At 57.7% G+C, this 22,966-nt stretch carries 21 protein-coding genes and 1 tRNA gene; 5 read left to right on the top strand and 17 right to left on the bottom strand.

Annotated elements, in window-relative coordinates; genetic code table 11:
- The first annotated feature begins 48 nt into the window (after nt 1-48).
- Nucleotides 49-1,164 carry an alkene reductase gene (locus IEV54_RS12630; RefSeq protein WP_150278095.1) on the top strand — a complete coding sequence of 372 codons (1,116 nt, stop codon included), beginning with the start codon at nt 49-51 and terminating at the stop codon, nt 1,162-1,164.
- Nucleotides 1,165-1,238: 74 nt separating this feature from the next.
- On the opposite strand, the gene der is transcribed toward IEV54_RS12630, so the two are convergent.
- The 12 genes from der to trmJ all read right to left on the bottom strand — a co-directional run bounded on the left by der (nt 1,239) and on the right by trmJ (nt 13,356).
- Nucleotides 1,239-2,693 (bottom strand): ribosome biogenesis GTPase Der, encoded by a 1,455-nt coding sequence (gene der, locus IEV54_RS12635; protein WP_150278094.1) that lies wholly within the window; start codon nt 2,691-2,693, stop codon nt 1,239-1,241.
- A gap of 95 nt (nt 2,694-2,788) precedes the next feature.
- Entirely contained in the window at nt 2,789-3,901 is a 1,113-nt protein-coding gene (gene bamB / locus IEV54_RS12640) for an outer membrane protein assembly factor BamB (protein ID WP_150278205.1), read from the bottom strand.
- 32 nt (nt 3,902-3,933) lie between these two features.
- Nucleotides 3,934-4,575, bottom strand: a complete 642-nt coding sequence (locus IEV54_RS12645) for a YfgM family protein (protein WP_223825472.1) — start codon at nt 4,573-4,575, stop codon at nt 3,934-3,936.
- 37 nt (nt 4,576-4,612) lie between these two features.
- Nucleotides 4,613-5,890 (bottom strand): histidine--tRNA ligase, encoded by a 1,278-nt coding sequence (hisS, locus tag IEV54_RS12650; protein ID WP_263363770.1) that lies wholly within the window; start codon nt 5,888-5,890, stop codon nt 4,613-4,615.
- Nucleotides 5,891-5,905: 15 nt separating this feature from the next.
- Nucleotides 5,906-7,018: a flavodoxin-dependent (E)-4-hydroxy-3-methylbut-2-enyl-diphosphate synthase gene (gene ispG, locus IEV54_RS12655; RefSeq protein WP_150278092.1), complete on the bottom strand. Its 1,113-nt coding sequence runs from the start codon at nt 7,016-7,018 to the stop codon at nt 5,906-5,908.
- A gap of 12 nt (nt 7,019-7,030) precedes the next feature.
- Nucleotides 7,031-8,053, bottom strand: coding sequence for a RodZ domain-containing protein (locus IEV54_RS12660; RefSeq protein ID WP_150278091.1), 1,023 nt, complete (start codon nt 8,051-8,053; stop codon nt 7,031-7,033).
- Nucleotides 8,050-8,814 (bottom strand): type IV pilus biogenesis/stability protein PilW, encoded by a 765-nt coding sequence (gene pilW / locus IEV54_RS12665; RefSeq protein WP_373286449.1) that lies wholly within the window; start codon nt 8,812-8,814, stop codon nt 8,050-8,052. The genes IEV54_RS12660 and pilW overlap by 4 nt, the downstream gene beginning before the upstream one ends.
- 25 nt (nt 8,815-8,839) lie before the next feature.
- Entirely contained in the window at nt 8,840-10,000 is a 1,161-nt protein-coding gene (gene rlmN / locus IEV54_RS12670; RefSeq protein ID WP_150278090.1) for a dual-specificity RNA methyltransferase RlmN, read from the bottom strand.
- A gap of 27 nt (nt 10,001-10,027) precedes the next feature.
- A complete protein-coding gene (gene ndk, locus IEV54_RS12675; protein WP_150278089.1) occupies nt 10,028-10,456 on the bottom strand; it encodes a nucleoside-diphosphate kinase in 429 nt (142 codons plus the stop codon).
- 132 nt (nt 10,457-10,588) lie between these two features.
- Entirely contained in the window at nt 10,589-11,740 is a 1,152-nt protein-coding gene (locus tag IEV54_RS12680; RefSeq protein ID WP_229734567.1) for an IscS subfamily cysteine desulfurase, read from the bottom strand.
- Between the two features lie 12 nt (nt 11,741-11,752).
- Nucleotides 11,753-12,574 (bottom strand): serine O-acetyltransferase, encoded by an 822-nt coding sequence (gene cysE / locus IEV54_RS12685; protein WP_150278087.1) that lies wholly within the window; start codon nt 12,572-12,574, stop codon nt 11,753-11,755.
- A 2-nt stretch (nt 12,575-12,576) separates the two neighbouring features.
- Complete coding sequence (gene trmJ / locus IEV54_RS12690; protein ID WP_223825471.1) at nt 12,577-13,356, bottom strand: tRNA (cytosine(32)/uridine(32)-2'-O)-methyltransferase TrmJ; 780 nt, start codon at nt 13,354-13,356, stop codon at nt 12,577-12,579.
- Between the two features lie 147 nt (nt 13,357-13,503).
- Between trmJ and suhB the strand changes: the two genes are divergently transcribed.
- Nucleotides 13,504-14,319, top strand: coding sequence for a type III secretion system regulator SuhB (gene suhB / locus IEV54_RS12695; RefSeq protein WP_150278085.1), 816 nt, complete (start codon nt 13,504-13,506; stop codon nt 14,317-14,319).
- Nucleotides 14,320-14,573: 254 nt separating this feature from the next.
- Here suhB and secF read toward each other — a convergent pair whose 3' ends face one another.
- The 5 genes from secF to queA form a co-directional block, all read right to left on the bottom strand.
- Complete coding sequence (secF, locus tag IEV54_RS12700) at nt 14,574-15,488, bottom strand: protein translocase subunit SecF (protein WP_150278084.1); 915 nt, start codon at nt 15,486-15,488, stop codon at nt 14,574-14,576.
- 10 nt (nt 15,489-15,498) lie between these two features.
- On the bottom strand, nt 15,499-17,367 hold the full coding sequence (gene secD / locus IEV54_RS12705) for a protein translocase subunit SecD (RefSeq protein WP_150278083.1): 1,869 nt from the start codon (nt 17,365-17,367) through the stop codon (nt 15,499-15,501).
- Between the two features lie 61 nt (nt 17,368-17,428).
- Nucleotides 17,429-17,761: a preprotein translocase subunit YajC gene (gene yajC, locus IEV54_RS12710; protein WP_150278082.1), complete on the bottom strand. Its 333-nt coding sequence runs from the start codon at nt 17,759-17,761 to the stop codon at nt 17,429-17,431.
- A gap of 58 nt (nt 17,762-17,819) precedes the next feature.
- Complete coding sequence (gene tgt / locus IEV54_RS12715) at nt 17,820-18,938, bottom strand: tRNA guanosine(34) transglycosylase Tgt (protein ID WP_150278202.1); 1,119 nt, start codon at nt 18,936-18,938, stop codon at nt 17,820-17,822.
- Nucleotides 18,939-18,943: 5 nt separating this feature from the next.
- Entirely contained in the window at nt 18,944-19,993 is a 1,050-nt protein-coding gene (gene queA / locus IEV54_RS12720) for a tRNA preQ1(34) S-adenosylmethionine ribosyltransferase-isomerase QueA (RefSeq protein WP_150278081.1), read from the bottom strand.
- 151 nt (nt 19,994-20,144) lie between these two features.
- On the opposite strand from queA, the gene IEV54_RS12725 reads away from it, so the two are divergent.
- The 3 genes from IEV54_RS12725 to IEV54_RS12735 all read left to right on the top strand — a co-directional run bounded on the left by IEV54_RS12725 (nt 20,145) and on the right by IEV54_RS12735 (nt 22,901).
- Nucleotides 20,145-20,231 (top strand) — tRNA-Leu (locus IEV54_RS12725).
- A 199-nt stretch (nt 20,232-20,430) separates the two neighbouring features.
- On the top strand, nt 20,431-20,931 hold the full coding sequence (locus tag IEV54_RS12730) for a DUF3015 family protein (RefSeq protein WP_223825470.1): 501 nt from the start codon (nt 20,431-20,433) through the stop codon (nt 20,929-20,931).
- Nucleotides 20,932-21,017: 86 nt separating this feature from the next.
- Nucleotides 21,018-22,901 carry an Lnb N-terminal periplasmic domain-containing protein gene (locus IEV54_RS12735; RefSeq protein WP_188434456.1) on the top strand — a complete coding sequence of 628 codons (1,884 nt, stop codon included), beginning with the start codon at nt 21,018-21,020 and terminating at the stop codon, nt 22,899-22,901.
- Nucleotides 22,902-22,966 lie beyond the last annotated feature (65 nt).

Genomic DNA, 22,966 nt, shown 5'->3' on the forward strand with positions numbered 1-22,966 from the left:
ACTCCACATTCTGCACCCACTGATGCAGGCAACAAGGAGTCGTACCAGATGTCTCGATCCCCGCTTCTCACGCCCATTCGCCTGGGCAGCCTTGATCTGCCAAACCGCGTGATCATGGCACCCCTAACTCGTCAGCGAAGCAAGCAGCCTGGCAACATACCCTATGAGTTGAACGCCACCTATTACGCCCAGCGCGCCAACGCAGGCCTGATCATCAGCGAAGCTGTACAGATCAGCCCTGAAGGCCAGGGCTACGCCTGGACGCCAGGCATTCACAGCGCCGAGCAGGTTGCTGGCTGGAAACAGATTACCCAGGCCGTACATGAAGCCGATGGTCGTATTTTCCTGCAGCTGTGGCACGTGGGCCGCATCTCCCACCCGCTACTGCAGCCCGACGGCGCTGATCCTGTCGCTCCCTCGGCCATTCAGGCCAAAGCCGAGTGCTACGTTCAGGAGGCTGACGGCAGTCATCACAAGGCACCGACCGCCATGCCTCGCGCGCTTGAAACCGAGGAGCTTCCCCGGATAGTTGCCGACTATGCCAAAGCGACTCGCAACGCACTGGATGCAGATTTCGATGGTGTGGAAGTGCACGCAGCGAACGGCTACTTGCTTGATCAGTTTCTGTGCTCCAACAGCAATCAGCGGACCGACGGTTACGGCGGCAGCCTCGAGAACCGCGTGCGTCTGGTGCTGGAGGTAGTCGATGCGGTAATTGAGGCCACGGGGGACAGTGGCCGGGTCGGCATTCGCATTTCCCCCATGGGTACCTTCAACGGCGTGGACGATGCAAACCCCAGGGAAACGTTCAGTTATCTTCTGCGCGAACTCAATACACGCAATCTGGCCTATTTGCATGTCAATCGCCCTGATTGGGTCGGCGGTGTCTACGAAGGTTTTGACGCGTTACTTGAAACCCTGCGTGAGCTGTATGACGGCCGCCTGATTCTGGCTGGTGGCATGACCGCAGAGTCCGGCGCACAGGCAGTGGAAGACGGCCTGGCGGATGTGATCGCCTTTGGACGCCCCTACATCGCCAATCCTGACCTCGTTCAGCGCATCAAGGCTCGTGCGCCCTGGAACGAGATCAACCCGGCCACTCTGTATGGTGGGGCCGAGGTGGGTTATACCGATTACCCGACGATGGTTCAGACCGCATCCTGAGTCGCGCCCAATAAAAAACCCGGCCAGAGAGCCGGGTTTTTTATTGCACAGATTCAATCAGCACAGCCAATGGCTTATCGCTTCTTGTCCTTGCGCTTCTTTTCTTCTTTCTTGTGATGGCTCATCAGGCGCCGCTTCTTGTTCACCTGGCGATCGGTCAACCCTGTCTTGCGATCGGCAAAGGGATTCTCGCCGCCCTTGTACTCAACCCGAATCGGCGTACCCGCCATGCCCAGCACCTTGCGAAAGGTATTTTCCAGATACTTGGTGTAAGACTGCGGAACGTTCTCCACCTGATTGCCGTGAATGATGATGATCGGCGGATTGGAACCACCCAGGTGCGCATAGCGCAGCTTGATACGGCGACTGTTGACGACCGGCGGCTGGTGGTTGGCTACGGCATCTTCAAGGATCTGCGTCATGCGATTGGTCGGCACCTTGGTCATGGCGCTGGCAAAGGCCTTGTCGACTGACTTGTAGAGGAGCCCCACGCCACTGCCATGCAGTGCCGAAATAAAGTGCAGGTCGGCGAACTGGGCGAAAATCAGACGGCGTTGCAGCTCGATCTTCACGTAGTCTTTCTCGCGCTCATCCATGCCGTCCCATTTGTTGACAGCAATCACCAGCGCGCGCCCGGCATCCAGCACAAAGCCCAGCAGGTGCAAATCCTGCTCCACAACGCCTTCGCGGGCATCAATGACGAAGATGACCACGTTGGAATCCTCGATCGCCTGCAGGGTCTTGATCACCGAGAACTTTTCGACCGCCTCCGATACCCTGCCGCGCTTGCGCACCCCCGCAGTGTCAATCAATGTGTAGGGCTTTTCAAAGCGCTCATAGGGAATATAGATGGTGTCGCGAGTGGTGCCGGCCTGGTCGAATACCACCACCCGGTCTTCGCCGAGCATGCGGTTGACCAGGGTCGACTTGCCCACATTGGGCCTGCCGATTACCGCAATCTTTGTACCAATCGCCTCAACGATACGCGGCGCTTTACCCTCCTCGCCTTCGGCCAAAGGCTCCTGGGCAAGACTGCCAATACCATTTTCACCAAACACCATCTCGAGCATCGGATTGATGTTGCGACCATGGGCTGCGGCAATACCGATTGGCGAGCCGAGGCCGAGCTTGGAAAATTCACCCTGGATCGAATCCTGATCGGCACCGTCAATCTTGTTGGCAATAAGGTAGGTATGCTTGTTGCGCTTGCGCAGATGCTGGGCAATCAACTCGTCCGCCGCCGTTCTACCTGCGCGCGAATCGACCAGAAAGAGGACCGCATCGGCCTCTTCTATAGCCTGCAGGGACTGCCCGGCCATAATCATGTCGAGACCCTGCTCATCACCGCTGATGCCCCCGGTATCGACCAGGATATACCGCTGGCCCTGCCAGCTCGCCTCGCCGTACTGGCGATCACGGGTAAGGCCGGCTACATCGGCAACAATTGCGTCACGACTCTTGGTCAGACGATTGAATAACGTGGACTTGCCGACATTGGGCCGCCCCACGAGGGCGATTACAGGAACCATGATTACTCCGCGCACGGACTACCGTGCAATAAACGAAAACGGCCGCTGCGCCATTTCAGGGGGCAGCGGCCGGGAAAGTATAGCTTTATTTGGATCTAAGGGAGCGTCAACGCCACCAGATCACCACTATTGCCGTACACATACAGGGTGTCGCCGAGCACTATAGCGGGTGCCCGAACGCCATCACCATCCACCCGCACGCGGCCAACCATACGGCCATCGGTCTGAGCAAGCAGATGCACATAACCGTCAAAGTCGGCTACGGCGATGTAGCTGCTGAACGCTACCGGTGCAGTGAGGTTACGACGCATGAGGCTGTCGTTGACCCAGAGAGACTCGCCGCGAGACCGGTCCAGAGCTTCAACCCGCCCGTCCGCATGGCTGACATAGACACTGCCGAAACCTTCGCCGGGTCCAACCAGACTCGAAGCTTCTTTCTGCCAGCGAACAGTGCCCGACGCCACGTCAACGGCGGCAAGAGCACCCTGGTAACTGGTCACATACAGGGTCTCGTCAATCAGCAGCATTTGTCCATCAACGTCGACCATCCGCTCGAGCTCGGTACGACCCTGCGGTTGCGCGACTCGTGCCTCCATGATCGGCAAGCCGGTATCGGCCGCCAGACCCACCACTCGACCACTGGAAAGGCCCGCAAACACTCGCCCGCGGGAAATCAACGGAGTGCTGTGTCCACGAAGGGTCAGTACCGGCACACTGGATTCATAGATCCAGCGCTGGCTGCCGTCACTAATATCCAGCGCAGTGATCTTGTCATCCAGGGTCTGCACCACAACGACATCACCGTTGGTCTGCGGTGGGGCGAGGACCTCGCTCGAGACCCGTGTACGCCACATTTCCGAGCCATCCGCTTCATCCAGAACGATCACTTCGCCGTCCAGCGTACCAACCATGATACGACCGCCACCGGTGCCCACAGCACCCGAGACACGCTCATCAAGCTTGACCTGCCACATTACCTCGCCGGTATCGCGGTCCATTGCAACTACACGCCCCTTCGCGTCGGCTGCATAGAGAGTCAAACCGTCCAGCGATGGCATCAACTGGTTGTACAATTTGCCCTGGCCAGCACCAATGTTGCGTTTCCAGTTGCGCTCCAACTCTACTTCAGCGGTGAAATCCTGCAGCTCTGCCGGGGCGAGTTCTTTCTTGCCGGAACCACTGCAGCCTGCAACCAGCAGAGCCGCCATGGTTATGGCCAAATACGGGAACTTCAGTTTCACTAGGCTTCCTCCGCCAGATCATCAAGCTTCAACTGTAATTGCGGGCGTGCCTGGGGATCTTCGAGTGCCGCCAGGGCAGCCTGGTAGGCAGTACGGGCATCGTTTTCGCGACCGAGATCAAGCAACAGGTCGCCGCGTATTTCCTCACGACTGGCCAGCAAGGCACCGGTGACGTCACCGATGAGCACCTCAAGTGCTTCTTCGGCGCGATCCTGGGCGGCAAGAACGCGCGCAAGACGTTGGCGGGCGACCTCTTCCAGTACCGGATCCCCCGCATCGCCAACAATTTCATTCAGCAATTCTTCAGCTGCAGGCAGATCCTCTGCTTCCACGGCCAGTCTGGCCTGCATCAATGCAGCAAACTGGGCATAACGAGTACCGCTGTACTCGTCACGTATCTGCTCGGCCAGTTCTGCGCCGCGAGCTCGATCCTCGGTACCACCATCTGCCAACACCGACTCCAGCATTGTCTGATAGAGCGCCGAGGCGTTGGCAGCCTGGTTATCCTGATAGTTGTTCCAGCCCTGCCAGCCAAATACGCCAGCCAGGGCAATAACAACACCGGTCAGCAGAGGCACGCCGTGCTTGTTCCACAATTCCTTGATCTTTTCTACCTGTTCTTCTTCTGTCTCGTACGTCACCCCAGACTCCTTGCCTGAACGAAGCGGCTGCTTGCGCTTAAAATAATTGTTGAAGACGTGCCGGCAGCTCGTGCCAGGCAATATTTTCCTGCTGCGCATCACTGCGCAGCGGTTTGATCCCGATCTGTTCTGCCGCCGCTTCATCTTCGCCCAGAATCAGTGCAAAGAGAGCACCGGACTTGTCGGCCTTCTTGAATTGGCTCTTGAAGCTGCCGCCGCCACAATGCACGACCAGACGAACGCCCGGCAAAGCGTCACGTAGCTGTTCTGCAAGCCTGAAACTCGCAACCGCCGCTGCGTCTCCCAAAGTGACAAAGTAGACATCCACCTGTCGCGCCAGCTCGGCCGGCACCCGATCCAATGTCTGAATCAGCAGCAGCAAACGTTCAATGCCCATGGCAAAACCAACGGCTGTGGCTGGCTTGCCGCCCAATTGCTCGACCAGACCATCGTAGCGACCACCTGCACACACCGTTCCCTGAGCGCCCAGCTTGTCGGTGACCCATTCGAACACTGTCAGCCCGTAATAGTCCAGCCCGCGTACCAGGCGCGGATTGATCACGTAAGGCACACCTGCGGCATCAAGCAACGCTAGCAACCCTTCGAAGTGCAGCCGTGCGTCTTGATTCAGAAAATCGGCCAGCCGCGGCGCATCAGCCAGCAGCGCCTGAGTGGTAGGGTTCTTGCTGTCGAGCACGCGCAGCGGATTACTCTCAAGACGGCGCTGGCTGTCCTCGTCAAGCTGATCAAAACGTTCACGTAGATAAGCCACCAGCTCATCACGATAGCGGGCGCGATCGTCGCTGCTGCCAAGGCTGTTAAGCTCCAGAGTGACCGCGTCCTGCAGGCCCAGTTGCTTCCAGAGCCGCCAGCTCAACAGAATCAGTTCTGCATCAATATCCGGCCCGCTGATGTTGAAGGTTTCCACGCCAATCTGATTGAACTGACGATAGCGACCCTTCTGCGGGCGCTCGTGACGAAACATCGGGCCGGCGTACCAGACCTTCTGGCTTATGCCGCCACCCAGCAGGCCGTGCTCGAGCATGGCGCGCACACAACCGGCGGTGCCCTCCGGGCGCAATGTCAGCGAGTCGCCATTGCGATCAGCAAAGGTGTACATCTCTTTCTCGACGATATCAGTTACTTCACCAATCGAGCGCTTGAACAGCTCAGTAGGCTCGACGATCGGCATGCGCACCTGCTGGTACCCGTAACCAGTCAATAGATCAGCTACTGTTCTTTCAAAGTACTGCCATAAAGCGCTGTCGGCGGGCAGTACGTCGTTCATGCCGCGCACGGCTTGCAGGGTCTTCAATGCATCTTTCCTTAATCAGCCACGGGCGATGGTATTGGCTTCCAGCGCCTGTTTGGCAGCAATCTTGTCTCGAATGAGTTTTTCCAGCGTGTCGACCAGGTGAACATTATCGACTTTCTGGTCCGGCGTGCCGCCGACGTAAATCAGGTTGTTCGGAGAGCCACCTGTCAGACCGATATCAGCCTCTTTGGCTTCGCCGGGCCCGTTCACCACGCAACCAATCACTGCCACATCCAGAGGTACCACGACATCCTCGAGTCGTGCCTCGAGCTCATTCATGGTCTTGATCACGTCGAAGTTCTGACGCGAGCAGCTTGGACAAGCGATAAAATTGATGCCCCGCGAGCGCAGGCGCAGTGACTTGAGCAGGTCGTAGCCTACCTTGATCTCTTCCACCGGATCGGCAGCCAGAGAAATTCGGATGGTGTCTCCGATCCCCTCGGCAAGCAGCATGCCCAGACCCACGGCAGATTTGACCGTGCCCGAACGCAGCGCACCCGCCTCGGTAATACCCAGATGCAATGGCTGATCGATCTGCGCAGCCAGCAACCGGTAGGCACCCACGGCCATGAACACGTCTGATGCCTTAACGCTAACCTTGAAGTCCTGAAAATCCAGCTTGTCGAGATACTCGACGTGACGCAACGCAGACTCCACCAGGGCCTCTGGCGTCGGCTCTCCGTATTTTTTCTGCAGGTCTTTTTCCAGGGAGCCTGCGTTCACACCTATGCGAATAGGGATACCATTGTGACGCGCAGCGTCAACAACCGCGCGAACCCTGTCTTCACGCCCGATATTACCCGGATTGATGCGCAAACAATCAACGCCCAACTCGGCGACTCGAAGCGCGATCTTGTAGTCAAAATGAATATCCGCAACCAGCGGCATGGCAGTCTGCTTGCGGATCTCGCCGAATGCTTCTGCAGCTTCCATGCTGGGCACCGAAACCCTGACGATGTCTGCACCTACAGCCTCCAGCTGCCTGATCTGGGCAACTGTGGCGGCCACATCACAGGTTTCTGTATTGGTCATGCTCTGCACGGAGATGGGCGCATCGCCGCCGACCAGGACCGACCCAACCCGGATCTGCCGTGACACTCTGCGCTTGATGGGTGACTCGTGATGCATCGCGTAGCTCCTTCAGCCCAGGCGCAGGCGAACAACGCCCGATTCGCGGACGCTTTGCGTGTCCACCGGCTCGCCATTGAAGGCAATTGTTGAAACGGCCTCAACCGCGCCGATTACCACCTCTATTGGCCCCTGATGATCGATTGACAGCGACTGACCTGCCTGCATAAGGCCGCTGTGCAAGGAGTCGCCACCTGGGGTCCTGACCTGCACCCAACAGTCACCGGTGAACTGCATCTGCAACCCGCTACCCGCCACTGCCGGCTGCTCTTGACTTTCCACAACAGGCTCTTGCTCGACAACCGCCGTAGGCTGCGGCTGTTCAACCTGATCCAGCGCAGCCTGTGGCTCCTCAACAGGAATCTCGGCCGCACCATCAGACATTGTTCCGTCGTCTGGCACTGCGAGGTTACCAGTGGCGTCTGCCGGGCCCTCAGCGTCTGTCACCGAAGTCACCGGATCGGGAACCGACATAGCAGCTTCACCGGGCGGCGAGGGCTCCGAGGCAAAATTCTCGGGCAACGCCAGCGCATCTACCTCAACCTCATCAAGGGCCTGACCAGCGATACTGGACACATCCTCGACAGAACGCGTCGGCTGGCTGTCGTACCACCAAAGGAGAATGGAGGCCAGGATGGCCAGAGCGACGATCACCGTTGTCCAGGTCACCAGCATACCGCCCGCCTTGCCCGGCTTGGTCATCTTGTCGATGCCGCTGACCTGACGCTCACGCACTTCAATACCCCGTGACCGGTCGTATTCCAGCACCAACCGGTTGGCGTCCAGGCCCAACAAGCGAGCATAGCTGCGCACATAGCCACGGGCGAAGGTGTCCCCAGGTAACTGATCGAAGCGTCCGGCTTCAAGATGAACCAGTATTTTCTCCGGAAGCCGCAAACTGGTCGCCGCCTCGGCAGTGCTCAGCCCCTTGGCTTCACGCGCTGCCTGCAAGGTGGCGCCGGGATGGGCCATCCGTCCGTCGTCAGGCCGAAATTCACCATTTGGCGGCATCGCATCTCGCTGCTCTGTACTCATGATTGATCTGCTGCCTTCAATGCTTGCGCTTCCGGGCTTGTTGGATACAGGCGACGCAACTGCAGCGCGTAGCTTGCAGCGCGATTGTGATCTTCAAACCGCCGTGCCAGCTGAATGCCTAGCCAGAGGCTGGCGGCATTCTGCCCGGAAAACTGGGTGAAATTGCGATAGTAGTCCCATGCCGGGACATAATTCTGCTGAGAGAACTCGATCTTTGCCATCTCCAGCAGTGCCAGAGGTTGCCGGCTATTCAATCGCAGGGCACGCTCGAAGCTCGCCTTGGCTTCCTCCGGCTGGTCCATGCGCTGATAAGTCAGACCGATATTCTCAAATACCCTGGAGCGCTCACCATACAAAGTGTCCTGCGCTGCCTGCTCGAAGTAACCCAGAGCATCCTGATAGCGCTCTTCACTGAGCAGGAAAACCCCATAATTGTTCAATATTCTCGGATTGGCCGGCTCACTGGCCAGAGCATCCCGATAATGCTTGTCAGCCGAACCGGTTTCACCTTCCTGCTGAAACACCATCGCCAGCGCCAGGTGTGCAGCAGCCGAGCGAGGATCCAGTTTCAGTGCTTCGCTGAGTGGCGCCTTGGCACTTTCTGTTTCGCCTTCGCGAAGATAGCCAAGGCCCAGCTGAATATACGCATCACGCCCGGCGTCCGGATCAGGCTTGTTTTTTTGCGGCTGGTCGCTGGTTGTTACACACCCGCTGAGGGCGATGGCCGTTAACAATGTTACCGCGATCATCATTCTGTTCATCACAATCGATCCTCGGTTGGATGGCTTACCGGTCCGCGCTGGAGGGCTGCTCCACAGGCTGCCCGTCGACCGGTAATTCTCTTAGAGCGATGTAGCGTTCGCTGCGTCGGGTACGATCCATGACCTGCCCGACCAGTTGGCCACAGGCGGCATCGATATCTTCACCCCGGGTGGTCCGAACGGTAACGTTGTAACCCGCCTTGTGCAGCATATCCTGAAAGCGGCGAATACTGTTGTTACTTGGCCGCTCGTAACCCGAATGGGGAAAGGGATTGAATGGGATGAGATTGATCTTGCACGGCGTTTCGCGGAGCAGCTCAATCATCTCTTCGGCATGTTCCGGCTGATCATTGATGTCCTTGAGCATGGTGTACTCGATGGTCAACACCCGCTTCTCGCCCAGTCTGGCCATATATCGATTGCAGGCGGGCAGTAGAACTTCCAGCGGATACTTCTTGTTCAGCGGGACCAGCTGGTTACGCAGGGCGTTGTTGGGTGCATGCAGCGACAAGGCCAATGCTACGTCAGTCACCTCGCCCAGCTTCTCGATCATCGGCACGACACCGGAGGTCGACAGCGTAACCTTGCGCTTGGATATCCCATAACCCAGATCATCCATCATCAACAACATGGCATCGAGCACATTGTCGAAGTTCAGTAGTGGCTCACCCATGCCCATCATCACCACGTTGGTAATGGCGCGGTCCGTCTTGGCCGGGATACTGCCGAACGACTTGTTGGCGATCCAGACCTGGCCGATGATTTCAGCCACGCTCAGATCACTATTGAAACCCTGCTTGCCGGTAGAGCAGAAACTGCAGTCCAGCGCACATCCCGCTTGGGAAGACACACACAAGGTGCCCCGCCCATTCTGAGGGATGTAGACAGTCTCCACACAGCTGCCAGAGGCAACGCGTACGACCCACTTGCGTGTGCCGTCGGTGGAGATATCTTCGCTGACCACTTCCGGCGGACGAATCTCGGCGCAGGCTGCGAGCTTTTCACGCAGCGCCTTGCTGACATTCGTCATTTCGTCGAAATTACCGACACCCTGGTGATGAATCCACTTCATAAGCTGTCCGGCACGGAAGCGCTTTTCCCCGAGGCTCTCGAAGAAGGCTTCCATTTTCGGCTGGGTCAGACCCAGCAGATTAACTTTGCCGTTGGCATTGGTTGTAGCAGTCACATCATCACCCTGGTGTTGAAAGTCGTCTCAGCCGCGCGGGCAAAGATCAGTTTCTGCGAAAAAATAACCGATTTCGCGAGCCGCTGAGGTAGTGGAATCCGAACCATGTACAGCGTTGGCATCGATGGATTCAGCGAAATCAGCGCGAATGGTGCCTGCGTCGGCTTCCTTGGGGTTGGTGGCGCCCATCAGTTCACGGTTCTTCAGCACGGCGCCTTCGCCTTCCAGCACCTGCACAACAACCGGACCGGAGGTCATGAAGCCAACCAGATCCTTGAAGAAGGGACGTGCACTGTGCTCGGCATAGAAGCCTTCAGCATCGGACTGGGACAGCTGAACCATCTTGGCAGCCACAACGCTCAGACCCGCCTTCTCGAAACGGCTGATGATCTGACCAACAACATTCTTGGCAACGGCGTCGGGCTTGATGATGGACAGGGTACGTTCTACGGCCATGGAAAACTCTCCAGAAAATAATTGTGAGGTGAGAAATTTTACGAAATTGTTAACCCGCGGATTATACGCAGGTTAGAGGGAAATACATACCGGCCAGCAGATTCACCAGCCTAGCGCGAGGGGGCAACCGGTTCAGCCGCCCTGGCGCAACCTGGGAACCACAGTGCAGAGTATCTGCGCAGCACGTTTCACTTCGTCGGCCGAGGTAAAGCGACCCAACGAGAGACGCAGCGACCCCTGGGCAAGCGCATTGGACATACCCAGTGCACGCAGCACATAGGATGGCTCAACCGAGGCAGAAGTACAGGCCGAACCCGAAGATAGAGCCAGATCTTTCAAGGCAAGAAGCAGTAGCTCCCCGTCCACTCCGGCAAAGGCAAGATTGAGGTTGTGCGGTATGCGACGCTCACGGCTACCATTGAGAAACACCTCGGGCAACTCGGCCAGACCGGCCAGCAACAGGTCGCGCAGGTCGCTAATGCGCTGATGTTCCTGGTCCATCAATTCCCCGGCCAGAGCAAAACAGGCTCCCATACCGACAATCTGATGGGTGGGCAGGGTACCTGAACGCATGCCACGCTCGTGACCACCCCCGTGAATCTGCGCCTCAAGCCGCAGGGAGGGATCACGGCGCACGTAGAGCGCTCCAACACCCTTGGGCCCGTAGGTCTTGTGGGCACAGAAGGACATGAGATCAACCGGTAACTGATGCAGATCGATCGGCAGCTTTCCAGTGGACTGCGCCGCGTCCACATGCATCAACGCCCCCCCTGAGCGGGCAATATGACCCAGAGCCGCAATATCGTTGATGGTGCCAATCTCGTTGTTTACGTGCATAAGCGATACAAGAATGGTGTCCTCGCGCATCGCCTGCTGTAGTTGCTGCGGCTCGATGATCCCCGAAGCTTCCGGTTTGAGCCAGGTCACTTCGAAACCCTCACGCTCCAGTTGATGACAACTATCGAGCACCGCCTTGTGCTCGATCTGCGACGTGATGATATGCCGTCCACGCTCGGCACGACAGCGCGCCGCACCCTTGATCGCCAGATTATCGGACTCGGTCGCGCCAGAGGTCCAGACTATTTCCCGCGGGTCGGCACCCACCAGGTCAGCTACCTGGCGCCGCGCAAGCTCTACCGCCTCCTCGGCCTTCCAGCCGTAGATGTGTGAGCGTGAAGCCGGGTTAGCAAAATTGCCGTCCATCGTCAGACAACCCATCATCTTTTCGGCAACCGCAGGGTCAACCGGGGTAGTGGCGGCGTAATCGAGATAGATCGGCAACATCGGCATCGTGTCCTATAAACGCCCAGCATCGCTGGCATCATCGGATTTGGCTTCAACGCTATCGACTTCAGCCTTGAGCAGATCGAAATCCTCGCCGCCCAGCACTGGCAGCTCCTTGGCACAGTAATCACTGCCAAGCTCGCCCAGGGCGTGGCACATACCTTCCAGGCGACTGTCCACCGCCTGCATATGGTCAAGCATCTGACCGATTGCCCGAGCTACCGGGTCAGGCGTATCACGGGTGACCCCATAGGCATCGAAACCGAGCTTTTCGGCCATGGCCTGACGCTTGGCGCATTGCTCGTCGGCACGCTTATCCGACTCCTTGAGAATGACACGACCAGGTATACCCACCGCAGTTGCACCAGCAGGCACAGCCTTGGTGACTACCGCATTGGATCCGATCTTGGCACCGGCACCCACCGTGAAAGGCCCCAGCACCTTGGCCCCGGCACCCACAACCACACCGTCTTCCAGGGTTGGATGGCGCTTGCCCTTATCCCAACTGGTGCCACCCAGAGTGACCCCCTGATACAGCGTTACATCATTACCGATCTCGGCCGTCTCGCCGATGACCACCCCCATGCCGTGGTCAATAAAGAAACGGCGACCCAGTTTCGCGCCGGGATGAATCTCGATACCGGTCGCCCAGCGGGCGAAGTTCGACACCATGCGCGCTACCAGTCTGGCGTTACGCACCCACAGCGCATGGGCCAGTCGATGCAACCAGATGGCGTGCAGCCCGGGATAGCAGAACAGCACCTCCACGGTGCTGCGTGCTGCCGGATCCCGGTGGAACACACTGGCAATATCTTCCTTCATACGCTTGAACATGGTTAACGTCTCCGCTCACCGGTCGCTTTCACGCCGATGGCTTTCTGTGTTTCGGTAAGGATGCCACGCAGAATGTTCATTTCCATCCGATTTATCCGGATCCGGCCATACAGGCGGCGCAGTCGTGGCATCAATTGTCTGGGTTTCTGCGGGTCGAGGAAGCCGATTTCAACCAGCACCTGCTGCAGATGGCCAAAATATTGCTCCATCTCCTCGGCAGTAGTGGGAATTTCGTTCTGGGTTGCCGTGGTTTCGATCTTTTGCATGTGGGTAGGCTGGTCCTGACGCTTGAGCACCAGCATACGCAGTTCATAGGCCAGAACCTGTACCGCGGCCGCCAGATTCAAAGAGCTGAAGTCCGGATTCGAAGGTATATGCACATGGAACTGGCAACGCTGCAGCTCTTCGCTAGTCAGGCCGGAATCTTCCCGTCCGAATACCAGCGCCACCTGTGCACCCGGCAGCTCGGCTATCTGATCGAGCACCTTTTCCGCCGCTTCGCGAGGGTCTACTACCGGCCAGGGGATGCGCCTGTCCCGCGCACTTGTACCCATCACCAGCACGCAGTCGGCGATAGCTTCCTCAAGGGTGGGGACAATCAAGGCGCCTTCGAGCACATCGTCGGCTCCGGCCCCGCGTGCAGCGGCATTGGGATCCGGAAAACGCTGCGGATCGACCAGTACCAAGCGGGTGAGCCCCATATTTTTCATTGCGCGGGCCGCGCCACCGATATTGCCGGGATGACTGGTATTGACCAGAACCACTCGAACGTTGTCCAGCACGTAAGCACTCCACGACGGTTGCGCCGGTTGGCGAGGAACCGCACATCTTACAAAAGCCAGCACACAAAGGCCATGATGCATTCATGTTGGCTGGCTTATCTGCTACAATTTCTGGCTCTTCGAAACCCCCTAATCAGAGACACCCGTATGCAGCCCATGTTGAACATCGCCCTGCGCGCCGCACGCAGCGCAGGAGAACTGATCTATCGCTCCGTAGAGCGGCTTGACGTTCTGACCGTCAACGAGAAAGAGGCCAACGATTACGTTACCGAAGTTGACCGGGCTGCCGAACAGACCATCATCGCCCATCTGCGCAAGGCCTACCCGAATCACGGCATTCATGCCGAGGAATCCGGCTTTCAGCCTGGCCAGGGTGACGGCGCCGACATTGTCTGGATCATCGATCCGCTGGACGGCACTACCAACTTTATCCGCGGTATTCCTCACTATGCAGTCAGCATCGCCTGCCGCATCAAGGGCAGAATTGAACACGCAGTTGTGCTGGACCCGGTTCGCCAGGAAGAATTCACCGCCAGCCGCGGCCGCGGAGCGTCCCTCAACGGCAAGCGCTTGCGGGTAACCTCACGCAAGACACTGGACGGTGCGCTCCTGGGCACGGGCTTCCCGTTCCGCCAGAACCAGATGGAATCACTGGACAACTACCTGGGCATGTTCCGCAGCCTGGTTGGCCAGACCGCCGGCATCCGCCGCTGCGGCGCAGCCAGCCTGGATTTGGCCTATGTGGCAGCTGGCCGCTATGACGCCTTCTGGGAGGCCGGCCTGGCCGAGTGGGACATGGCAGCTGGCACACTGCTGATTCAGGAAGCAGGCGGCCTGGTCAGCGACTTCACCGGTGACCACCACTTCCTGGAGAAAGGCCATATCGTGGCCGGCAACCCCAAGTGCTTCAAGGCGGTACTGACTGCCATTCAGCCGCACCTGGCGCCAGGCATGAAGCGCTAAGGCGCTTCAGCCAGCTGCAAGCTTCAAGCTTCCAGCGGCAAGCGGCAAGCTTCAAGCAGGCCGGAGTGGCTCGAAGCTGGAAGCAAAAAAGGTTCTTCGCTTTGGTCCGTATCGCAACGGACTTTAGCCAAGAACCTTTTTTTACGTCTGCACGGCCAGCTTGAAGCTTACCGCTTGTCGCTTGAGGCTTGAGGCTTCTAGCTTTTAGCTTGCCGCTTGCCGCTTGAAACTTGCCGCTCGGCGGCGTGCTGCCGTTAGGGGCGGTCGTCCACTTCTTCTTCAATCTGCGGCGGAATCAGATCTTCGCGGGTCAGGTTCATCGTCATCAACAGGCCGTTGGCCACATAGATAGACGAATAGGTACCGATACCCACACCGATGATCAGCGCCAGCGCAAAACCCTGGATATTCTCGCCACCGAAAAAGTACAGCGCGAAAAGTACCAGCAAGGTCGATGCCGATGTTGCCAAGGTTCGCGCCAGCGTCTGAGTAGTGGATACGTTGATCACTTCTTCCAGATCGGCATTGCGCATCACTCGCAGGTTTTCCCGGACCCGGTCAAACACCACGATAGTATCGTTCAGCGAATAACCGATCACCGCCAGCAATGCCGCCAGCACCGTCAGATCGAAGGACAAGCCGAAGAACGAGAAGATACCCAGCGTGAAAATCACGTCGTGAACCAGCGCCACGATGGAGGCCACGGCGAACTTCATCTGAAAACGCAGCGAGACGTAGAGCAGGATTCCGCCCATCGCCAGCAGCATGCCCAGGCCGCCCTGATCACGCAGCTCTTCACCTACCTGCGGCCCGATGAACTCGATACGCTTGATGGTGACTTCACCGCCTTCTTCACTCTGGACGATTTCCGCGATCCGGCTACCCAGATCTGGATCTTCACTGGCCAGCCGGATCAGCACGTCGGTGGATGCACCAAAGTTCTGTACCACCGCATCGTCGTAACCCGCCGCGCGCAGGATGGTTCTAACCTCGGACAGATCCGCTGCTGACTCGTATTGCAGCTCGACCAGCGCGCCACCTGTGAAGTCGAGGCCCAGATTGAGCTGCTTGACCGCAAGGCTGGCGATGGAGCCGATCATGAGAACAACGGCGACTGCGAAGAAGAACTTGCGCAGCCCCATGAAGTTGATGCTTTTACTGGTAATCATGACGCGCTCCTCACAGCCACAGCTTCTTGATGTCACGCCCACCAATGGTCAGGTTGACCATCGCCCGGGTGACCATGATGGCACTGAACATCGATGTAAGAATGCCCAGCGAGAGCGTTACCGCAAAGCCCTTGATCGGACCGGAGCCCATGGCAAACAGGATCACACCCACCAGCAGGGTTGTAAGGCTGCCGTCGATGATCGCAGAAAATGCCTTGTCGTAACCTTCGTGGATAGCCCGTTGCGCTGATACTCCACCGGCAATTTCCTCCTTGATACGGGAAAAGATCAGCACGTTGGCGTCCACCGCCATACCCAGCGTCAACACGATACCCGCAATACCCGGCAACGTCAGCGTGGCGCCCAGCAGAGACATCAGAGCCAGTAGCAGCACCAGGTTGAAGCTCAACGCAATCCCCGCGAACACCCCAAAAACCTTGTACAGAATCAGCATGAAGATCAGCACAAGCACGAAACCGGCTTGCGTGGCCGATATGCCTTTGGCGATGTTCTCCGCACCCAGGCTCGGACCTACGGTACGCTCTTCAACGAAGTACATCGGCGCTGCCAGACCACCGGCACGAAGCAACAAGGCCAGTTCAGAAGATTCTGCAGGCGAATCCAGCCCGGTAATCCGGAACTGGTTGCCCAGCGTACTCTGAATAGTCGCCAGGCTGATGATGCTCTTTTCCTCGATAAAGGCCGGCACATCCACTTCGACCATCTCACCGTCGACTTCCTGCTGAACCTTGCGGGAAATCTGCCGTTGCTCGATGAAGATCACCGCCATACCGCGGCCCACGTTGTTGCGCGTGGCGCGGGTCATCATGTCGCCGCCAGGGCCATCCAGACGAATATTGACCTGGGGCTGACCGTTCTCGTCATAGTTGGACTGTGCATCGGTGACCTGGTCACCGGTGAGAATGATGCTGCGCTCTACGTCAGCTGGTGGCCGCTTGTCACCGCGAAAGTCAAAGGTCTCAACAGTGGCGCGTGGCGCATCCGGCTCCGCACCAAGGCGAAACTCGAGGTTCGCCGTTTTGCCCAGAATACGCTTGGCTTCGGCCGTGTCCTGCACACCTGGCAGCTCCACCACGATGCGATTGGCACCCTGACGCTGAACCAGCGGCTCTGCAACACCCAGCTCGTTCACCCGATTACGCACCGTAGTCAGGTTCTGACGCACCGAATAATCACGAATTTCTGCCATTTCGGCTTCAGTCAGGGTCAGACGCAGCACTTCCAGTTCTTCACGGCTGACGGTAGTCATCTGGAACTGGTTGTAGTCGGCACCGATCAGACGCTGTGCTTCCGACAACTGCGCCTCATCAGTAAACCCGAACTGCAGCACATTGCCCTGATTGGGCATGCTGCGATAGCGCACACGCTCCCCGCGCAACAGATTCCGGATTTCGCTTTCGTACACATTGACCCGCGCTTCAATGGCCTTGTCCATGTCCACTTCCAGCAGGAAGTGCACACCGCCAGACAGATCGAGACCCAGCTTCATGGGACCGGCGCCAATGTTCATCAGCCACTGCGGCGTGGTTGGAGCCAGATTCTGGGCAACGATGAATTCCTGGCCAAGGGTGCGGCGCACCACATCCTGCGCTGCCAGCTGGTCTGCCCGGTTGACCAGACGCACCAGCCCGGAGCGATCAAGATCGCCCAGATCAGTGCCCTTGGTCTCTATACCGGCCGACTGCAACGCGGACTCGATACGATCCAACTCACGCTGCTCGATAGTCTGACCAGTCTGTGCGCCGGAAATCTGAATAGCCGGGTCGTCCGGATAAAGGTTAGGCAATGCGTAGATCACGCCGAGCACGAGTACGGCGACGATCAGCAGGTATTTCCAGAGGGGATAACGGTTGAGCATATCGGAGCCCGATAACAATCCGGGCGCCAAAGGGCGCCCGAAGAAAGGTGGTTGGTGCGGATCAGATGGCTTTCAATGTGCCCTTGGGCAGCGCCGCTACAACAGCGCCCTTCTGGAACTTCAGCTCCTGGCCTTCGCTCACTTCCAGCACGATGAACTCGTCGGTAACTTTCTTGACCTTGCCAAGAATACCGCCGCCGGTGACAACCTCATCACCTACGCCCAGACCGCCAATCAGATTCTTGTGTTCCTTGGCGCGCTTGGCCTGGGGACGCCAGATCATCAGATAAAAGATAACCAGAAAACCGACCAGAAAAATCCACTCGAAACCACCACCCATAGGGGCTGCAGCCCCAGCTTCCTGGGCCATGGCGGCAGGTATGAAAAAGCTCATGTGACACTCCTGTAGTATTTACTCGAAAGAAAGATCAAGGGCGCTTCCAGAGCGCTTTTCAGGCCTCCAGGGGAGGTACCGGCAAGCCAATCCGAGCGTAGAAGTCGTCCACAAAGGCGCTCAATGTACCTGTTTGGATGGCACCGCGCAAACCGCTCATCAGGCGCTGGTAGTAGCGCAGATTGTGGATGGTGTTAAGCATACTGCCGAGCATTTCATCGCACTTGTCCAGATGGTGCAGATATCCGCGGGAAAAATTCTGGCAGGTGTAGCAGTCGCACGTCGGATCCAGCGTCGAAGAGTCGTGCTTGTGCACCGCGTTGCGGATCTTGATCACGCCCGCATCAACAAAGAGGTAGCCATTGCGCGCGTTGCGTGTGGGCATCACACAATCGAACATATCCACCCCGCGGCGTACCCCTTCAACCAGATCCTGGGGCTTGCCGACACCCATCAGATAGCGCGGCTTGTCGGCCGGCATGTGCTGGGGCAAGAAGTCCAGGACCTTGATCATCTCTTCCTTTGGCTCGCCGACAGACAGCCCGCCAATCGCCAGACCGTCGAAGCCGATTTCGTTCAAGCCTTCCAGCGAACGCAAACGTAGCTCTTCATGCATGCCGCCCTGCACAATCCCGAACAGCGCAGAGGGATTATCGCCGTGAGCGTCCTTGGAGCGTTTCGCCCAGCGCAGGGACAACTCCATCGAGCGGCGAGCAGTATCAACGTCCGCGGGATAGGGGGTGCACTCATCGAAGATCATTACGATATCCGAGCCCAGGTCCCGTTGAACCTGCATCGACTCCTCCGGCCCCATGAATACCTTGGCGCCATCAACCGGGGAGGAGAAATACACGCCCTCCTCCTTGATTTTGCGCATGGCGCCAAGACTGAACACCTGAAAACCGCCGGAATCGGTCAGAATCGGACCTTGCCATTGCATGAAGTCATGCAGATCCCCGTGCGCCTTGATCACCTCTGTGCCAGGGCGCAGCCACAGGTGAAAGGTATTGCCAAGAATGATTTGGGCGCCAATCGCTTCCACATCGCGGGGCAACATGCCCTTGACCGTGCCGTAGGTACCCACCGGCATGAACGCGGGGGTTTCCACCGCACCGCGGGGGAAAGTCAGCCTGCCGCGACGCGCCTTGCCGTCGGTGGCCAGCAACTCGAAGTTCATGTGACTCATGCTAGGTCCTCGGGTCCGGCCGCGGCCGGATTGCGGGTGATGAACATGGCATCACCGTAACTGAAAAAGCGGTAATGCTCCGCGACTGCTGCCTGATAGGCCGCCATGGTTTGCGTATAACCGGCAAACGCCGACACCAGCATCAGGAGCGTCGATTCCGGCAGATGGAAATTGGTCACCAGGGCGTCAACCACATGGAAGGGTCGCCCCGGGTAGATAAATATATCGGTATCGCCACTAAAGGGCTTCAGCTCGCCATCTCGGGCCGCGGTTTCAAGGGATCGCACGCTGGTGGTGCCCACTGCGATCACCCTGCCCCCGCTTGCCTTGCAGGCCTTGACCGCGTTGACCACGTCCGCGCCGACTTCCAGCCATTCGCTATGCATCTGGTGATCTTCGATACGCTCGACCCGCACGGGCTGGAAGGTGCCAGCCCCAACATGCAGGGTTACCTCAGCGCGCTGCACGCCCTTGTCGGCAATCGCCTGGAGCATTTCATTGTCAAAATGCAGGCCCGCGGTCGGCGCCGCCACCGCTCCAGCCTTCTGTGCATATACCGTCTGATAGCGCTCACGGTCCGCCGGCTCGTCGGCGCGGTCGATGTAGGGCGGTAGAGGCATATGGCCGACGCGCTCAAGCAATGGCAGTACATCTTCATCGAAGGCAAGCTCGAATAGCGCATCGTGACGCACAACCATGACCGCGACTGCACCGCCGTCGACGATAATGCGCCCACCTGCCTTGGGCGACTTGCTGGCCCGCACGTGCGCCAGCACACGCCGCGCGTCGAGCACACGCTCGACAAGTATCTCGAGCTGACCTCCAGTTTCCTTGCGACCAAAGAGCCGCGCAGGTATCACTCGGGTATTATTGAATACCATCAGATCGCCAGGCTGCAGATATTCCAGCAGATCAACGAAATGCCGGTGGGTCACCTTGCCGCTTGGACCGTCCAGGCACAAAAGACGGCTACTACGCCGCTCCGTTAGCGGGTGGTGTGCAATCAGGCTGTCTGGCAGATCGAAATGAAAGTCACTGAGACGCATGCAGAGATCGCTTCCGGACGTAGGAAAATGGCCGCACATAATAGCCGAAACCCGAACCCCGGGCCAAAGAAAGCGCATTTATTACAGCTTTCGGCATTGACCATCAACCCGCGGGATTCGTATACTCCGCGCCGTCTGTACTAAAGCACAGGCCTCGATGGCGGAATTGGTAGACGCGGCGGATTCAAAATCCGTTTCTGGTGACAGAGTGGGAGTTCGATTCTCCCTCGAGGCACCATTTGCACAGCAAATGGTCATTAAATTACAGACCCATCCCGGTGATTTCGCACCAAAGCATTCTCTTCAAGTACCGCTTGCAAAGCGTCTTCAATACTAGCAAAAGGCTATTGCCGTTTTTCGGACCTTGAAATATATTGCGTTTCCTCGGTTTTTTATGACCCGAGGTAATAAAAAATAATTCAGGAAGAATGAAAAACATGAAAATTAGAATCTTGGCTGCCGCCGCTATTGTTGCTTGTGTCTCTGTCAGTGCACCGTCCTTCGCACAATCCAAAGCTCCCGGCTCCGGCCCGAATCCATTCGTGGATTGCGGTATCGGCGCAGCTCTCTTCCCCAACACCGGTTGGGCTGCAGTTACCTCCAACGTGATCTGGGATATCGGCACCACCGCGGTAACATCTGCAACGATGAGCCCTGAAACCTGCTCGGGCAAAAATCTGGCCGCAGCACTTTTCATCAATGACACCTATGAAAGTCTGGCTGAAGAGACTGCCAAAGGTGAAGGCGAGCACCTGACTACCCTGCTGAATATTCTCGAGTGCGATGCAGCACGCCAGCCTGCAGCCATCACCAGCGCCCGTACCACTCTGTCCGGCCAGGTCGGCGCGGATGGTTTTGAAAACATGAGCCACATCGAAAAAGCCGCTGGCCTTTACGATGCCATGGATCAGGCTGTAAGCCTGAGCTGTCAGGCTTGAGTCGCCGGGTCGTCGGTGCCATGCACTGGCGACCCTCTTCCCGCGGTATCCCAGAACAATAAGACTTCCAAGTGCACCATTCCCTAGTGCGACATTTGCTCCGCCTGTTCGGCTGCCTGTTATTGATCAGCAGTCAGAACGCATTCTGCGACGAACAACCGGACGCTCTTCAGGAGTTGTCCAGCCACCCTGTCTGGCTGAATCTGCTCCACTACGAAAAAGCCGGATTGCTTCAGCCTCGCTTGCAAAGCGCGATTTCGAGCCCTGAATTCTTTCTTGCTGCCGATGGCCATCAGAACCCGCTCGCTGAACTACAGGCTACCCTTGCAGCACTGCAACAGAGTGTCGCCACGGACGATGCGGCTGGATCCCATGCCGTCTGCCGGTTTCCGGCCCGGGCGCTCTGGCTGCAGAGCCAACTCGGCACTGATCTGGAACTGCACAAGAATATTAACTGCACTGACCTCGACAAATGGACGCGGGACAATACCGTTTCGTCGGTCAGCGTGGTCTTCGCCACCGGCTATCTAGGCAATCCCGCCTCGTATTACGGCCATACCTTGCTGAAATTCAATTTTACAGGCGATGGCAGCGAGGGGGGGCTGATGGACGCAAGCCTCAATTATGGCGCCATTGTGGAAAACGATGACGATCCCGTAACCTATATCTTCAAAGGTATCTTCGGGGGTTACGACGGCGGTTTCAGCCATATCAATTTCTATTTCCACAATCACAACTATGGCGAAAATGAACTACGCGATATGTGGGAATACCAGCTAGATCTGCCCCCCGATGCCGTCGAGTTGGTTACCGCACACGCCTGGGAAGTACTCGGCAAGCGTTACACCTACTATTTTTTCCGGCGCAACTGCGCATACCGCATGGCCGAAATACTCGAAATCGTTGAGGGCCTGAAAATCGTGCCCGATAGTCGGCCCTGGACCATCCCACAAAGCCTGATCCAGAGCCTGGGCGACGCCAGTTACCAGAGCAGACCGCTTTTGTCCGAGGTGCGCTACCACCCCTCTCGTCAGTCTCGGCTATACACGAAATATCAAGCACTCAGCTCGTTCGAACAGCAACTGTTCAAACAACTGGCCCTCGAAGATATCCATTTTGAGGATGCCTCATTCACTGGCGCGGACCTGCCTTCTCGCCAGCGCATCCTGGACACCCTGCTGGATTACTATCAGTTCATACGCGATCGAGCAGCTGGCGCGGAGGACCCTGCCAACCTGGCGCACCGCGAGGCGCTGGCAATGCGTTACCAACTGCCACCTGGCTTACCGTCATTTGCCAACAAAAAGCCCGAATCCCCCCATACGGGCAGGGCTCCAAGCTGGTTTCAGTTAGGCATTACCCACAATTCCGACACTTCCCATGCCCTGTCGGTGCGTTTGAGACCCGCCTATTACGACGCTCTGGATGCAGATCATGCCCATGTAAAAAGAGCTGCACTGAGCATGGGCGATCTACGCCTGCATATTTCCGATCAGGGGATAAAGCTACGCCAATTGGACCTTATCTCCATAGCAAGCGTTAGCCCTGCTCTAACCGGGCTCCCGGGAGACACAGGCACGGCTTGGAACCTCAAGGTTGGCGTAGAACCCTTGCGCCTCGACTGCGAGCACTGCCTGGTACCACGCATACAGGCGGACAGAGGTTACGGCTACCGTTTTGATGAAAGCCTGTTTAGCACCACTTATATAGGTGCAGCAGTACAGGAAAGTCGACTTCAGGAAGGTTATGGTTTTGCCCGAATTGGGGCGCGGCTGAATCTCGCAACCGGATCGTTGTGGGAGGCGCAATTGCAGGTGGAGCATCGGCTCCCAGTCGCCGCAAAGGTGTCCGCCTACAACGCCTTGCGCTTGGAAGCGAGAAGAAGCATGGGGAGCAGCCAGGACCTGCGGCTAATGTACGAGCGCAATCGAGGTGACGAACTGACTCTTGCGCTAGGGTGGTACTGGTAGAAACGAAAAAGCCTCCTGTTAAGGAGGCCATTTCCAATACGATTACAGACTGCCAATGACGCAGG

The organism is Halopseudomonas salina, from assembly GCF_014637955.1.
GTDB classification, from domain to species: Bacteria; Pseudomonadota; Gammaproteobacteria; order Pseudomonadales; family Pseudomonadaceae; genus Halopseudomonas; species Halopseudomonas salina.